This window comes from Cohnella xylanilytica, assembly GCF_014212175.1.
Lineage (GTDB): Bacteria > Bacillota > Bacilli > Paenibacillales > Paenibacillaceae > Cohnella > Cohnella xylanilytica.
Map to the genome: position 1 here is coordinate 1 of NZ_JACJVR010000041.1, position 14,336 is coordinate 14,336.

13 protein-coding genes are annotated in these 14,336 nt (G+C 62.4%); 2 read left to right on the forward strand and 11 right to left on the reverse strand.

From position 1 onward, the window contains the following. Positions 1 to 168: 168 nt before the first annotated feature. The 4 genes from H7B90_RS10605 to H7B90_RS10620 all read right to left on the reverse strand — a co-directional run bounded on the left by H7B90_RS10605 (position 169) and on the right by H7B90_RS10620 (position 4,208). The gene (locus H7B90_RS10605) at positions 169 to 924 is read right to left on the reverse strand and encodes an ABC transporter ATP-binding protein (RefSeq protein WP_185135842.1); all 756 of its coding nucleotides are present in this window, start codon (positions 922 to 924) and stop codon (positions 169 to 171) included. A gap of 111 nt (positions 925 to 1,035) precedes the next feature. Further along, the gene (locus tag H7B90_RS10610) at positions 1,036 to 1,725 is read right to left on the reverse strand and encodes a GntR family transcriptional regulator (RefSeq protein ID WP_185135843.1); all 690 of its coding nucleotides are present in this window, start codon (positions 1,723 to 1,725) and stop codon (positions 1,036 to 1,038) included. A gap of 403 nt (positions 1,726 to 2,128) precedes the next feature. Further along, positions 2,129 to 3,058, reverse strand: a complete 930-nt coding sequence (yunB, locus tag H7B90_RS10615) for a sporulation protein YunB (protein ID WP_185135844.1) — start codon at positions 3,056 to 3,058, stop codon at positions 2,129 to 2,131. Positions 3,059 to 3,185: 127 nt separating this feature from the next. Then, positions 3,186 to 4,208 carry an HD-GYP domain-containing protein gene (locus H7B90_RS10620; RefSeq protein ID WP_185135845.1) on the reverse strand — a complete coding sequence of 341 codons (1,023 nt, stop codon included), beginning with the start codon at positions 4,206 to 4,208 and terminating at the stop codon, positions 3,186 to 3,188. Positions 4,209 to 4,613: 405 nt separating this feature from the next. Between H7B90_RS10620 and H7B90_RS10625 the strand changes: the two genes are divergently transcribed. Beyond that, positions 4,614 to 5,093 (forward strand): C40 family peptidase, encoded by a 480-nt coding sequence (locus H7B90_RS10625; protein ID WP_185135846.1) that lies wholly within the window; start codon positions 4,614 to 4,616, stop codon positions 5,091 to 5,093. 300 nt (positions 5,094 to 5,393) lie between these two features. On the opposite strand, the gene H7B90_RS10630 is transcribed toward H7B90_RS10625, so the two are convergent. From H7B90_RS10630 to H7B90_RS10660, 7 genes are all read right to left on the reverse strand, one after another. Then, positions 5,394 to 6,410, reverse strand: a complete 1,017-nt coding sequence (locus tag H7B90_RS10630) for a nucleoside hydrolase (RefSeq protein WP_260410931.1) — start codon at positions 6,408 to 6,410, stop codon at positions 5,394 to 5,396. A gap of 2 nt (positions 6,411 to 6,412) precedes the next feature. Next, positions 6,413 to 7,366 (reverse strand): ribokinase, encoded by a 954-nt coding sequence (gene rbsK / locus H7B90_RS10635; RefSeq protein ID WP_185135847.1) that lies wholly within the window; start codon positions 7,364 to 7,366, stop codon positions 6,413 to 6,415. Continuing rightward, entirely contained in the window at positions 7,363 to 8,274 is a 912-nt protein-coding gene (locus H7B90_RS10640) for a nucleoside hydrolase (RefSeq protein ID WP_185135848.1), read from the reverse strand. The genes rbsK and H7B90_RS10640 overlap by 4 nt, the downstream gene beginning before the upstream one ends. Before the next feature lie 85 nt (positions 8,275 to 8,359). Further along, positions 8,360 to 9,304 carry an ABC transporter permease gene (locus tag H7B90_RS10645; RefSeq protein ID WP_185135849.1) on the reverse strand — a complete coding sequence of 315 codons (945 nt, stop codon included), beginning with the start codon at positions 9,302 to 9,304 and terminating at the stop codon, positions 8,360 to 8,362. Then, positions 9,297 to 10,349, reverse strand: coding sequence for an ABC transporter permease (locus H7B90_RS10650; RefSeq protein ID WP_221481995.1), 1,053 nt, complete (start codon positions 10,347 to 10,349; stop codon positions 9,297 to 9,299). Before H7B90_RS10650 ends, H7B90_RS10645 begins: the two co-directional genes overlap by 8 nt. Continuing rightward, entirely contained in the window at positions 10,339 to 11,892 is a 1,554-nt protein-coding gene (locus H7B90_RS10655) for an ABC transporter ATP-binding protein (protein ID WP_185135850.1), read from the reverse strand. Before H7B90_RS10655 ends, H7B90_RS10650 begins: the two co-directional genes overlap by 11 nt. Before the next feature lie 155 nt (positions 11,893 to 12,047). After that, positions 12,048 to 13,187, reverse strand: a complete 1,140-nt coding sequence (locus H7B90_RS10660; RefSeq protein ID WP_185135851.1) for a BMP family ABC transporter substrate-binding protein — start codon at positions 13,185 to 13,187, stop codon at positions 12,048 to 12,050. A gap of 196 nt (positions 13,188 to 13,383) precedes the next feature. Between H7B90_RS10660 and H7B90_RS10665 the strand changes: the two genes are divergently transcribed. Next, a complete protein-coding gene (locus tag H7B90_RS10665) occupies positions 13,384 to 14,148 on the forward strand; it encodes an AraC family transcriptional regulator (RefSeq protein WP_185135852.1) in 765 nt (254 codons plus the stop codon). Positions 14,149 to 14,336 lie beyond the last annotated feature (188 nt).

Sequence of the window (14,336 nt, forward strand, 5' to 3'; positions counted from 1 at the left end):
CCAGAGAGGTGAACCGACAACACGGGTGACATAGGTCCATAAACGAGCCACCTATTTCCCGGTACATAAGGAAATATCTGAAAATCCGGGTAGGGCAGGTTTAGTTTGGGTTTGTCTTTTTCCGGGTCACCCCCTGAAAAGAGTGCGGTTCATTCAAATTCGTCTGATTTATGGTCTTGACATAGCACCGCTGCTCTCTTCGTCTTCCATCAGCAGCCGCTCGATGCGCGCCATCGCTTCCCCGAAGCCGGGCGATTCGTACGAGCGGGGATGCTCGAGGCCGATCTCGAAAATATCGGCGATAATCCCGCGCTTCATCACGACGAGCCGGTCCGCCAGGTAGACGGCCTCGCTGATGCTGTGCGTCACGAACAGGATCGTCGGCCTCAGCTTTTCATAGATCCGCCTCAACTCTCGCTGCATCATGTCCCGGGTCAAAATGTCGAGCGCGCCGAACGGTTCGTCCATCAGCAGGATGTCCGGGCTGCTCGCGAGCGCCCTGGCGATGCCGACCCTCTGCTTCATTCCGCCCGACAGCTCTCCCGGATAGTGATTCGCGTAAGCCTCCAGCCCGACCAGCGACAGGAAGCGGGCCGCCGTCTCCCTCGCCTGCTTCTTCGGCACCCCCTGCACCTCCGGACCGAAGGATACGTTCTGCAGCACGGTGCACCACGGGAACAGCGCGTGATCCTGGAACACCATGCCCCGGGACTTGGAAGGCCCCCGGATCGTCTCGCCGTCCGCCTGGATCTCCCCTTCGTCGGGGAACAGGTAGCCGGCGACCATGTTCAGAAGCGTCGACTTGCCGCAGCCGCTGTGCCCCAGAATGCAGACGAACTCGTTCTCGCCGACGGTCAGATCGACCTCTCTCAGAATCGATCTTCCGCCGAAGCTTTTGCTCACCCCGTCCACGGTCAGCTTCATGGACATCGCCTCGTTTCTCTTCTTGGAATGGCGGGACGCGACGATTGCATCCCATATCGCCTGATTTGAGATACAAGATTGGATACAATCCCGAGCGCAAAAAAAGCGGTCTTACTTGCGGGCGGACACGAGCCGCTCGTTCTTGAAGATGTCGGCGAGCGACCGGGGGCTGTCTTCCGCCTCCTTGAAGTCCAGCGTCCCCTCCAGCTCCCGGAGGTGCTCCTCCATAAGTCTCTCGGCCTCCGCGGAGTCCCGCTCCCGGATCGCGTCCAGAATATGCTCGTGATCCTGGCAGCACTTCATCCTCTGTTCGCCGTACAGCGCCATGATGACGTAAGTGAGGGACAGCAGCTCCTCCAGGTACCGGGAGTAATAGGAGTTGCCCGAGAACTCGGCGAGGCGCAGGTGGAAGTCTCCCGTCACCTGGATCGCCCCGAGCTTGTCGCCGCGATGCTGGGCCTCGTGCTCTTCGGCCAGCAGCCGCTTCAGCTCGCGGTACTGCGCATCCGTGAGCGTGCGGCAGACGTTGCGGACGGCGGCGGCTTCGATCACCCGGCGCATCTCGAACACTTCCTTCGCTTCGACGACGGTCGGGCAAGCCACGAACGCTCCCCGGTACGGAATGATCACGACCAGCTTCTCGTTCGCGAGCCTGCGGACGACGTTGCGGACGGGCGTGCGGCTGACGCCGAACGATTCGGCGATGACTTCCTCGACCAGCTGCACGTTGGGCCGCAGCTTCTGCTCGATGATCGCTTGCTTGATTGCCCGGTAGATCTCCGTCTCGTTATCGTGAGCCATCGACTGGATTCTCCTGTTTGGATTGGGTATTGAGTTGAGGTCCGATACACCCCGATCGTAATGGAAGGGATCGACAGCGTCAACATACATGACATTCATTTGGCGGTTTCTTGTAAAAACACACATGAAGAAACGCTTTCCGCTGTCTCTTTCACAAAACCGAGGATGGATGGCCTGTGTTTGATGTCATTATACATAACACACCCGTGTCGCAACGCCGCTCCCTCTCTCGCCTCTGGAACCAAAAAAACAGCGCCCCGCTCCTCCGAAGAGAGAGCGGGACGCTTGCATGGGCCGCGCGATTCGTTTGGCTCGATAAGACGGTTTTTTCCGCTTGTTGCGGCGGTTGGCGGTGCAGACCCGCTCAACAAGACGGTTTTTTCCGCTTGTTGCGACGGATGGCCTAGCCATGAGCCGATTCCGGCCCGGGAGCGGCGGCCGACGGCTGCGATGCCGGCGGCAGAGAGAGCGCGGGAGCCTGCGCGGCGCCGCTGCCGACCGGGTTGCCCCGGCCGTCGTAGTAGTACATCGGCACGTCGCCGACGACCATCATATAAGAGAGCGGGATGTCCGTCTCGAGCGTGGCCGGCTCCCGGTCGAACGGGATGACGACGGCGATCTGCGTCTTGATGTGAACGTAAATCTCGACCTGCAGCATATTGATGCCCGCGCTTGTCTGGCGCGTGCGCACCTCCGCCTGAACGGCGCTGGCCGGATGGAACCGCACCGATACGCTCGGGCCGATCGAAGAGATGAACGGGCTGTTCAGGGCGTGGCCGAGCGGGATTTTCTCGTACAAGCTCGCCTGCTCCTTCAGCGTTCTCTCCACGACCTGGATCGTCTGCGCCGTAATGCTCATCTGCTCCTTGTAATCGATCAGGAACCCCGTGATCTTCCCCGCTTCGTTCGTCTTCCATTGAATCATCTTGCTGCTGTCCGCCCCGCTTGCGATATTGTCCATCATCGCCTGGTTCACCGCTTCGGTCGCGATCTGCGTGATGCGAACCTTCGCGAGGAACATAAGCGGATCCCGCAAGTACCGGTCGAGGAAAAGCAAAGATTGAAACATGGCGAACACGAAAAGCAGCGCCATGATGATCCAGAAGTGCCGGCGCTTCATCCGCTTGCGCGGCCGGGTAATCCAGCCTTGGCCGTTCGGGTTCGCCGTCTGGCGCCGGGCCGGCCTTCGCTTCCGGGCGACGAAGCCGCCGCTTCGGGGCGCCGGCGCCTGCAGCCGGGGCGCGAGCCGGCGGGAAGCGCGGAACCTCCTGTTCCTCGGAGGCGGGTTCCACTTCCAGCGGAGCGCGAGCGGCCTTCCCCATCTGCGTCTCATGTCCGTCCCTCCCCGTCGATCGTTCGCAAGTTCCGGGCCCGGGCGTGCCGAGCCCTCCTCCCAACTTATGCGGAGATGGGACAAAAAAGAAGGCGCCCCCAAGGGCGCCGCTCTCAATCGCTCGCTTCTATTCGTTGAACGTAATCTCGCGGATTCCCGCTTCCCGCTCGCGGCTCAGGTCGACGAAGCCTTCGTCGGCCGTCTTGACGAGCGGATACTCGGGCTGGTTCGGGTTCACGTAGACGACCTCGCCCGCGCGCCCGTCGGTGAGCCTTACCTGCTGGCCGACGAGCTTGTTGGACAGATTCCGAAGGAACACCGACACGACCTGCGGGTTGAGGCCGCCGAACTTCTCCTGGCCCATCTGGCGCAGCAGCTCGTTGAACGGATAAGGCTCGCGGTACGGCCGCTTGGACGACATGGCGTGGAACACGTCCGCCACCGCCACGATCGAGCTGAACGGATCGATCTTGTCCTGCTTCAGACCGAACGGATAGCCGCCGCCTCCTTCCCTCTCATGATGCTGGAGGGCCACGAGGGCGATCCGGTGGTTGATGCCCTTCGTCTCCCGGAGCAGCTCGTAGCCGTAGACGGTATGCTTGCGGACGAGCCGCATCTCCTCCTCCGTCAGCTTCCCGGGCTTCATCAGCAGCTCGTCCGGCACTTTGATTTTCCCGATATCGTGAAGAAGGGCGGCCAGGGTGAGCGACGACAGCTCCGGCTCGCTCAGGTTCATCCACCGGCCGATCAGCGAAGACAACGCCGCGACCCCGATATGATGCTCGTACGTGTAGTCGTCCTTGCCCTTGATCTTCTCGAGCAGCTGGAACACGTCCGATGTCTCCGCCGCTCCCATGACGTCGGGAAGCACTTCGTTGCGAATCTCCCAGATCGGGACTTTGCGCGACAGCCGGATGCTCTGGTACAGCTCCTTCAGGTGCTGCACGCTCCGGCTGATCTCCGCGTCCTCCAGCGGAGCCGCGGCCGGCGCCGCTTCGTCCGACTCCAGGACGATCGTATCTGCGTTAACGCGATGCTTGATAATCAACTCGAGCGCATCGCCGTCGATGGTCGTATTCGCGGGAACGATCGTCACGCCGTAGGAGTTGACGATATCCTCCTTCGCTCTCTTGCCCAGATAGTGCTCCATACCCCGCCCTCCCAGACTTTCGACTTGTCCTGACATTGCTATCCTTAATGTTACCAAGTTTTTCCGCGGAAGGGACTAGGGCTTAGATTGCAAAAACGGACAACCCTCTTATAGGAACGAGGGGCTAATTCTCGCCGCGTTGAGTCCTAAGAATCAAATTCGATCCGGCCGTCCCGAGACCGATTCGAGGCGCATTCGCCTTATTATGGGAAGAACGCGTCCGCCGGGCAAGGCCGGAGCGCCATTATAGGATCAAGGTCCCAATGCAGAACCAAATACCCATCCCGCTCAAAAAATGGGAACGAATTGACAGTTCGCCCAGCGGTCCCCTAACGATTTTCCCCTCGGGATTCGTGTAGAGTTACCAGTGGAAGCCTAATACTGGTACAAGGATGTGCAATTGCCATGAAGAAATTAATCGCTGCGTCGTCCATCGCTCTGTCGGTTCTGTGCTCGGCCACCGTCATCGCAATGCCGGCCCCTGCCTCCGCCCAGGAGATTTACGCGACCAACGGGCACCTGTTCGTGAACACGGCGAAGTCCTATATGGGAAAAGTAAGCTATCAATTCGGCGTCCGGAATCCTTCCAGACTGATCTTCGACTGCTCCGCGTTCACCCAGTTCGTCTTCGCCAAGCACGGGGTAAAGATCCCTTGGGGTTCCAAAGCCCAGACGCGGTTCGGCATCCCCGTCCCGAGCAAGTCGCGGCTCGCAATCGGCGACCTCGTCTTCTTCAGCGTCAACACGCCGGGCCAGATCAATCACGTCGGCATCTACATAGGCAACGGGCAATTCATCAGCAACATGCCGAGCAAGGGCGTCGCCGTGTCCAGCCTCAATTCGGGCTACTGGGCGAGCCGTTACATTACCGCAAGACATTATTAAGACGGGATAGGGGGCGGAACCTTGCGGGGTTCCGCCTTTGCGCGCCTGCTCGGCGGGCGAAGAAAGCCGAATCGCGCGTCGCGCAGAGCTTCTATAATTTGCGAGTGCCCGGCTCCAGTCTCGACGGGGGAACGCGGCTAACGAATCGTATAAGCGCTATTCCCATGAACGAGACTTCCATGTCTCCCATTATGCAAGTAGTCTGTTAGCGAAAATAAACAAGAACCTCCGGGTCCGCTTCGCGCGGTTCGGAGGTTCTTGCGGCTTCCTCCCCGGGATCGGGAGGGAGTCGGATCACGGCTACAGGAATACGTTCAGCAGCTTGGCGACGGCCAGCTCGGCGTCCACGTCCGCTGCGACTTGGACCGGGCTTCCCGCTTGCGGGCGGCGGCGAAGGTCCGCGACGGTCATGCCGGCGCACAGCCGGCTCTCGCATTCGACGGCGATCCGCATCTCCTCCGTCCGCAGGACGCCGGGCTCGACGGCGGCCAGGACGGTCAGCGGATCGTGCAGCGGAGCGCACGCGAAGAACGAGTTGCTCTCGCGGTAGAAGTCGAAGTAGAACCGCATGGAGTCGTTCAGGAACCGCGCGATGTCCCGGTTCTCCGGCTTGCAGAGGCGCAGCAGCAGGTCCAGGTCGGTCTGGCGCAGCAGCGTCTTCATCGTGACGTCGAGACCGACCATCGTGATGGGCGCTCCCGAGCGGAACACGATGTCCGCCGCTTCCGGATCGCCCCAGATGTTCGCTTCGGCGACCGGGGTGACGTTGCCGGGGACGCGTACGGCCCCGCCCATGACGTAGATTCGCTCGAGCTTGCCGGCCAGCGACGGGTCGCGGACGAGCGCGTCCGCCACGTTCGTCAGCCGGCCGAGCGCGCATAGCGTCAACCGGCCTTCCAGCTCGTTCGCCTTGCGGATCAGGAAGTCCGCGGCGGGTTCCGCCTGAGCCTTCGCCTCGGAAGCGGGCAGCTCTACGTCGCCGATTCCGTTGGTCCCGTGCACCTCGGCGGCGAAGCCGGTCGGCTCCCGGACCAGCGGGGCGGACGCGCCCGGGTGAACGGGCACTTCGTAGGGCGCGTTCGCGAGCCGGACGATGCGCAGCGAGTTGTCCGTCGCCCGCTCGACCGGGATGTTGCCGAAGACGGTCGTGATGCCTTCCGCCCGGATACCCGGATGCTTCAAGGCGTACAGAATCGCCATCGCGTCGTCGATGCCGGTATCGGCGTCGATGATCATGCGGACGGCGTCCGGCTTCGGATGGGCGCCGGCGCCCGCGTTCGCGTTCGGAACCTCGTTCGGATTCGCGTTCTCGTTCAAGCTCAAGCCTCCTCGCCCTCCCTTGCCGCGTTCGCCGCGCCGGCCTTAGGAGCCTCCCGCGGGAAGCGCTCGACCTCCTCGAACGCCGGCATGCCGGCCTGCGCCCCGAAGCGCGTGACGGCCAGCGCCGCCGTCTTCATGGCGAAGCGCACGCTCTCCTCGACGGAGAGGCCCCGCACGAGCGCCGAAGCGAGCCCGCCGTTGAAGGCGTCGCCCGCCCCCGTCGTGTCGACGACGGGAACGCGATACGCCTCCGCCCGGCGCAGCGGCTCGCCCCGGCGCTTCCAAGCCGCCCCTTCGGAGCCGAGCGTGACGATCGCGTACTCCGGCCCCATCGCGAGCAGCTTGTCGACGGCCGGCTCGAGCTCCTCTTCGCCCGTCAGCGCCGCGAGCTCGGTCCGGTTCGGCGTCATATACGTCGCGCCGGCCAGCAGCTCCGGCGGGAGCTCGCGCGCGGGGGCCGGGTTCAGGACGACCGGCACCCCTTGCTCTCTCGCCAGCTCGGACGCCCGCACGGCCGCGTCCAGCGGAATCTCCAGCTGCAGCAGCACGACGGCGGCGGCCGCGAATTCGTCCTTGGCGGCTTCGATGTCCCGCGGGGCGAGCCGTCCGTTGGCGCCCGGGACGACGACGATGTTGTTGTCGAAGGGAGTCAGCGTGATGGACGCGATGCCGGTCGCCGTCCCGGGCTTGACCAGCAGCCGGCTAGTCCGCACGCCGCTGCCCTCGAGCGAGGCCGTCAGCTCCTCGCCGAACCGGTCGTCGCCGACGGCGCCGAGCATGACGGCGTCGGCTCCGAGCCGGGCCGCGGCGACGGCCTGGTTCGCTCCCTTGCCTCCGGGGACGAAGCGGACCTCTTCGCCCAGAATCGTCTCCCCCCTCAGCGGGAACTTGGGCGCTCGGGTGACGATGTCCATGTTGAGGCTCCCGACGACGAGGATCGGTCCCGGCTTCATGCCTTCCCTCCGCCGAGCAGGCGGCTCATGAGCAGGTCGATCATCCGCTTCCGGTCCACCTCGAGGCACACCTCGACGTTGGCGTCCTCGGCCAGCGTCGCGATCGTCTGGCCCGTCTTCGGGCGATGGTCGTACTCGACCTGGATCTTCATCTTCCGGGTCTGGACGAGGCTGCGGTCGATCAGGATCGACACGGTCAGCGGATCGTGCATGAACGTCTTCTTCTCGTTCACGAAGTCGAACCACCGCTGCATCATGGCGGCGAGCGCCGCGTTCAGCGGATCGCCCGACTCGACCAGCCGCCTTCTCTCCTCGTCGGTAATCTCCACCTGGAGCGTGACGTCCAGGCCGGCCATGACGATCGGCGCGCCGCTTCGGAAGACGAGCGAGGCCGCTTCCGGATCGCAGACGATGTTGTGCTCGACGGTCCGCATGTCGATGCCGTTGCCGCCGAGGCGCGTGACGCCTCCCATCATGACGATCTCCTTGACGTTCTTGGCGACGGCCGGTTCGCGGATGATGCTGGCCGCGATATTCGTCAGCGGGCCGATCGGGATGAGCGTAATCTCGCCCGGATGGTTCATGACGGTCTCGATGATGAAGTCGACGGCGTGCTTGCTCTCGTATTCGAGCTTCTCGCCTTCCACGAGCAGATCCTGGCCTTCGTGGCCGGCCATCCAGACTTCGCGGTTGTGCAGAAGCGGCTGGTCGATGCCGGCGTACACCTTCACGTCCTCCCTCCGTCCGAGCTGAAGCACCTTCCGGACGATCCGGGCGCGCAGATCCGCGTCCCCGTATACGGTCGTGATGCCTTCCAGCCGAATCTCCGGCGCTCGCAGGGCGAGCGAGATCGCCATCGCGTCGTCGATGTCGCTTCCGATATCGGTATCGATGATTACACGGTTCATAACAATGTCCTTTCCGCCGTCCGCCGGGCGATACGCCCGGCCGGATCCGTTGGTCTATGATCGATAGTCTAAAATCTAATATCCGCTAGCTGTCGGACGGCGAATGACGCCGGGCCTTGCGCTTCTTGAGACGGGTTTCCGCGATCGCGTACACGGTCAAGCCGACGACCGTCGTCACGTAAGGCGTCGTCGCCACGAGCTCGGACGGGATCTTGAGAATCTGCAGCGCGTTCGCCAGCGCGTCCGCCGCCCCGAACACGAGGGACGAGAGGAACGTGCCGACGGTCGTGCTGCGGCCGACGGCCTCCGCCGCGATGCCGATCCAGCCTCTGCCCGCCGTCATGTCGCGCGAGAACAGGGAGAGATAGCCCATCGACATGTACGCGCCGCCCAACGAGGCGAACAGGCCGCTCAGCAGCAAGGCGGTGAATTGCACGCGGTTCACGCGCACGCCGACCGACTGGGCCGCGTGCGGATTCTCGCCGACGGAGCGGATGCGAAGTCCGAGCGGCATTCTTTTGAGCAGATAATACATCGCGACGACCGACAGCAGGGCGACATAGGTCAGCAGATGATGGCCGGACAGGATGGGCCCGAGCACCGGAATGTCCTCCACGAGCGGGAGGCGGACGTTCGGCAGCACTTCGCTCTTCAGCGACGTGGAAGCCCCTTTGTCCCCGCTGACCAGGTACAGGATGAAGACGGTGCCGCCCGAAGCGAACATGTTGACGGCGACGCCGCCCAGGATGATGTGCGTTCGGAACTTCAAGGTGAAGAACCCGAGTATCGCCGCGATCAGCAGTCCGGCCAGCACGGCTCCGGCGAGTCCGACCCACGCGCTGCCCGTCTGGGCGCTGACGACGACGCCCGTCAAAGCCGAGACGAGCATGATGCCTTCGAGTCCGATGTTGACGATACCCGCCTTGTTCGAGATCAGGGCGCCCAGCGCGGCGAACAGGATCGGCGTCGCCACGCGAAGGATGGAGAAGGCGAAGTCGGTGGAGAAGACGATGTTTAACAGCTCATTCACGCACGCCCGCCTCCTTCAAGAGCATCCGGTTTTTCCAGAACTTCAGGAATTGCTCGGCCGAGATCAGCAGAATAATGACCGCCTGGATGATCGAGATCATCTCCGCCGGCACGTCCGACATGCGCGCCATCTGATCCGCCCCGATCCGGATATAAGCGAGGAACAAGGCGGCCCCGATGACGGACGCCGGATTGTTCTTCGCGAGCAGGGCGACGAGCGCGCCGTCCATCCCGTAGCCCGGCAAGGACGCCCATTGGAGGCGGTTGTACATGCCTAGCACCTCGATCGAGCCGCCCATGCCGGCGAGGAATCCGGCGATCAGGTGCACCATAATGATGACCTTCGTCGTGTTGATGCCGGAGAATTCGGCGAACTCCCGATTCGCGCCGGTCATCCGCAGCTCGTAGCCCCACTTCGTCCGGTACATGAAGTAGTGTCCGGCGGCGACGCACAGAAGCGCGACGATCAAGCCGCTGTGGATGCGGGTGCCGGGGACGATGACGTCCAGCATCGCGGACGGCCGGAACTTGTACGAGGAGTTCGAGAAGCTCTGCGGATCGCGCAGGTAGTAGTTGAGCAGGTAGAGCCCGACTCCGAAAAGAATGCTGTTGAACATAAGCGACGACACGAGCTCGTTCACGTTCCACTTGGCCTTCAGGATGCCGGGAATGGCCGACAACAAGGCGCCGACGACCGCTCCCGCCAGCACCGCGACGACGGGATGGAAGAAGGCGTTCGCCGCGAAGTGGATCGCGACGCTCGAAGCGACGACCGCGGCGAAGTAGAAGATGCCTTCGGCGCCGAGGTTGAACAGGTTCGTCCGGAACAGCAGCACGACGGACAAACCCGTGAACATAAGCGGGATCGACATCTCGACCACGTTCCCGATATGGGAGACGGTGCGGATCGGTTCGAACAGGAAGATCCCGATCGTCTTGAGAGGATGTTCGCTAATGATCGAGATGACCAGGAACGCGATCAGAAGCGAGATGAGAACGACGGCGAGCGTCCGGATTTTCTCGAAATTGCGCGTGTTAAAGATCATAAGCCTTCCCCGCTTCCTCCTCGCTTTGTTGCTCGAGCCCGAGCATGTACAGGCCGAGCTTCTCCTCGGACACGCCGGATGGATCGTCGAAGTACGCGGCGACGCCCCCGTTGTACAGGACGATCAGGCTGTCGCTCAGCTCGAGCACCTCGTTCAGGTCGGCCGACAGCAGCACGATCGCGCAGCCTTGCTCCCTGAGCTCCAGCAGCCGCTGGTGGATGAGCTGGGCCGCTCCGACGTCGACGCCCCGGGTCGGCTGCTCCGCGATCAGCAGGCGCGGCGACGCCGAGCTCTCCCGGGCGACGATGACCTTCTGCATGTTGCCTCCGGACAGCATGCCGATCTCCTGCTCGGGGCCCTTGCAGCGGATTTTGAACCGCTCGATCATGTCCTTCGACATCTGCGCGATCCGGCGCCGGTCGAGGAACGGCCCGCGGTTCCACTCCTTCTTCGCGTACCGCGTCGAGATCAGGTTGTCGGCGATGCTCGCTTCCTTGGCCGCGCCCTGCCGCATCCGGTCCTCCGGAATGTAGGCGACGCCGAGGCCGCGGACGGCCTTGATGCCTTGGCCGGCCACGACGCTGCCCGCCACGTCGATCGTTCCCGTCGCGCCGGGCAGATGGCCCGTCAGCGCCTTCACGAGCTCGGCCTGGCCGTTCCCTTCGACGCCGGCGATGCCGAGAATATGGCCTTCGCGGACGGCGAAGCGGACGCGGTCGAGCGTTTTTTTGCCGGCGGCGTTCGTATAGGCGAGGTCCCGGACGGCGAGCACGGGCTTCCCCTTCGCCTTCTTCTCCTTGTCGTACTTGAGCACGACGTCGCGCCCGACCATCAGCCTCGAGATCTCCTGCTCCGTGACGGACGCCGTCTCGAACACGCCTTCGGTCCGGCCGGCGCGCATGATCGTGATCCGATCGCACAGCGTCTTCACTTCCTTCAGCTTGTGCGAGATGAAGACGATCGTGTGCCCGGCCTGCTTCAGCAGCTTCAGCTCGCGGAACAGCTCCTCCGTCTCCTGCGGGGTGAGCACGGCGGTCGGCTCGTCCAAGATGAGAATTTGCGCGCCGCGCAACAGCGCTTTCAATATTTCCACCTTCTGCTTCATCCCGACCGACAGATCCTCGACCCGCGCGTTCGGATCGACGTGCAGATTGTACTTCGCGGACAACTCTCGGGTGACCCGCTCGGCCTCCGCCCGGTTGATGCCGAGCCCCTTCCGCGGCTCCATGCCGAGAATCATGTTCTCCACGACCGTGAACGACGGGACGAGCATGAAGTGCTGGTGCACCATGCCGACTCCGCTGTCGATCGCGTCCTGCGGGCTGCGGAAGCGGACTTTCTCGCCTCGCAGCAGCATCTCGCCTTCGCTCGGCTCTTCCATCCCGAACATCATCTTCATCAGCGTCGACTTGCCCGCTCCGTTCTCGCCGACGACCGCGTGGATCTCGCCTTCCCGAAGCGAGAAGTTCACGCCCGCGTTCGCGACGACGCCGTTCGGGTATACCTTGGAGATGCCGCGCATCTCCAGCAAGCTCTCGCTCATTCGCCCTCTCTCCTTCCTTCGAATGGCCTATCGCCGAAGGGCCCCGCAGAAGACCGGGGACATCGATGAACGATATCCCCGGACGCCGCATCTATTCGATTAGGGTTCCGCTCGGCGGAACGATAACGGTCGGATTCGATCGCGGCCGATCGCGATTACGGCTTGACCGAATTGCGAATCTCGTCGATCTGGGCCGTATCCATGCCCATCGCGTTGTCGACCTTGATCTCGCCGCTCGTCAGCTTCGTCTTGATCTCTTCGACCTTCGCGCGGATGTCCTCCGGCACGACGTTCGAATAAATGCTGTTCTCCGCCAGACCGACGCCGTTCTCCTTGATGCCGACCACTTCCAGTTTGCCCATCTCGAGCGAACCGTCCTTGACCTTCGTCACCGCGCTCAGGATGACTTCGTCGATCTTCTTGATGGCGGAGGTGACGATCAGGGAGGCCTTGTCCGCGTCCGTTCCCGTCATCATCGCCGCCTGGTCGGAGTCGACGCCGATGGCGTAGCGCTTCTTCTCCTTCGCCGCTTCGAAGACGCCGAGCCCCGTGCCGCCCGCCACGTTGAAGATCAAGTCGGCGCCGGAATTGTACTGCAGCAGCGACAGCTCCTTGCCCTTGCCCGGGTTCGCGAAGTCGCCGGCGTAGGAGATCGCGACCTTGATGTCGGGAACCGCGTATTTGGCCCCTTCGATATAGCCGACCAGGAACGCGTTGATGCCCGGAATGTCCATCCCGCCGACGAAGCCGATCAGCTTGTCCGGATTCGCGTTCGGCATGCCGGAGGTCGAGGTCAGCGCGGCGACCGCGCCGGTCAGGAAGGACACCTCGTTGGTCGCGTAGGAGTAGGCGTGCACGTTGGCCGCCGTCTCTTGGATGTCGGTGTCGTAGTTAATGAAGGTTTTGTCCGGATGCTGCTCCGCCGTCGCGTTCAGCAGCTCGGTGATCTGCGAGCCGCCGGAGATGATGACATCCCAGTCTTGGCCGGCCACGTCGTTGAACGTCGGCTCCCACTTCGTCTGGTCGGTGCCCATCTCGATCACTTTGGTCTCGGCTCCGAGCTCCTGCTTCACCTTGGTCAGGCCGGCGTTGGCCGCGTCGAAGAACGACTTGTCCCCCAGCGTTCCGGGGATGAGGAGAACGACCTTCAGCGCGCCGGAATTCGATGCGCTTGCGCTATTGCCTGCGCTAGGAGAACTTCCGGAAGAAGCTTCGCCGCCGTTCGAGCCGGCTTTGGAGCATGCGGTTAGTGTAAGCGCCAACAAAAGAACGACGAGTACCCATTTTTGCTTCATGATGACGACCCCTTCTCTTGCGATAGTTCGGCCGCCGCCCGCGCGCTTCGGAATTCCCGTTGCTCTCCTGAGCTCCGAATTTACGGATTCGGCTGTGCCGTAATCTAATCCTACCAAAAATAAAGGCGATATTTTATTCAAATCCGGCCAGTTTTATTATATGATTTGGCTATAGTTCGGAAGGGGGGAGAAGGACATGAACCGCCTGGATTTCCTTTTTTTCTCTCGTCGAGACAAGGATAAATATATACCGCCGCATGTCCACGGCTGTTATGAGCTGGTTTATTATTTGGGCGGGTCGGGCGAGTCTACGATCGCATCCCGCAATTATGCTTTTCGGAGCAACATGTTCGCCGTCATCTCGCCTAACGTCGTTCATGAAGAGAAGCATGCGACGGGCGGGGAGGTCTTATTCATCGGCTTCCACAGCGGTCACGAAGCGCTCAGGGGTTTAAACGGGATTTTCGAAGACGACTCCGCCCTGACGATTCTGCACACGATGTTCCAGATGAAGGACGAGTTCCTGGAGCAGCGGCCGGGGTACGGCGACATGCTGAACCTGCTGGCGGGCCGGCTGATCATCCAGATCCAGCGGCTCATCGACACCGACAAGCTGCCTCCGCGTTCCGCCGACCAGCTGCAGTACGTTCGCAATTACATGGACGAGCATTATCGGCAGAAAATCGCGGTCGAGACGCTCGCGCAGATGTCGGGCTACAGCTACGACCGGTTCCGGCATCTGTTCAAGGAGAAGTACGGCGAGGCGCCGCTGCAGTATTTGTTCGCCAAACGCATCGAGTACGCGAAGATGCTGCTGTCCGAGACGCGGATCTCGATCTCGGACATCGCGCTGCAGTCCGGGTTCGCCAGCGACGTGCAGTTCTGCAGCATGTTCAAGCGGTCCATGGGCATGACGGCGAAGGAGTATCGGAACTCCACGAAGTGGCAGGGGGCTTCTTAAGCGGCTTAGGCGTCTTAGGCGTCTTAGGCGGCTTAGGCGGCTTAGGCGGCTTAGGAGAAGCGGAGCGGCCAGAGCGTCTGATTCGGCGAGAAAAGAAACGAAAAAACGTCCAAGCCGGCCCATCGGAAGCGGCCATGAACATCCCGGTCGGCAAATCGAAAGAACCTCCGGTTCGCGCGGTCTCGCGC

Bases quoted from the DNA above. Each gene is read 5' to 3' on its own strand.
- H7B90_RS10625 (WP_185135846.1), top strand. From the start codon at position 4,614: ATGAAGAAATTAATCGCTGCGTCGTCCATCGCTCTGTCGGTTCTGTGC.
- H7B90_RS10605 (WP_185135842.1), bottom strand. From the start codon at position 924: ATGAAGCTGACCGTGGACGGGGTGAGCAAAAGCTTCGGCGGAAGATCG.
- yunB (WP_185135844.1), bottom strand. From the start codon at position 3,058: ATGAGACGCAGATGGGGAAGGCCGCTCGCGCTCCGCTGGAAGTGGAAC.
- H7B90_RS10620 (WP_185135845.1), bottom strand. From the start codon at position 4,208: ATGGAGCACTATCTGGGCAAGAGAGCGAAGGAGGATATCGTCAACTCC.
- rbsK (WP_185135847.1), bottom strand. From the start codon at position 7,366: ATGAAGCCGGGACCGATCCTCGTCGTCGGGAGCCTCAACATGGACATC.
- H7B90_RS10660 (WP_185135851.1), bottom strand. From the start codon at position 13,187: ATGAAGCAAAAATGGGTACTCGTCGTTCTTTTGTTGGCGCTTACACTA.
- H7B90_RS10610 (WP_185135843.1), bottom strand. From the start codon at position 1,725: ATGGCTCACGATAACGAGACGGAGATCTACCGGGCAATCAAGCAAGCG.
- H7B90_RS10640 (WP_185135848.1), bottom strand. From the start codon at position 8,274: ATGAACCGTGTAATCATCGATACCGATATCGGAAGCGACATCGACGAC.
- H7B90_RS10650 (WP_221481995.1), bottom strand. From the start codon at position 10,349: ATGATCTTTAACACGCGCAATTTCGAGAAAATCCGGACGCTCGCCGTC.
- H7B90_RS10655 (WP_185135850.1), bottom strand. From the start codon at position 11,892: ATGAGCGAGAGCTTGCTGGAGATGCGCGGCATCTCCAAGGTATACCCG.
- H7B90_RS10665 (WP_185135852.1), top strand. From the start codon at position 13,384: ATGAACCGCCTGGATTTCCTTTTTTTCTCTCGTCGAGACAAGGATAAA.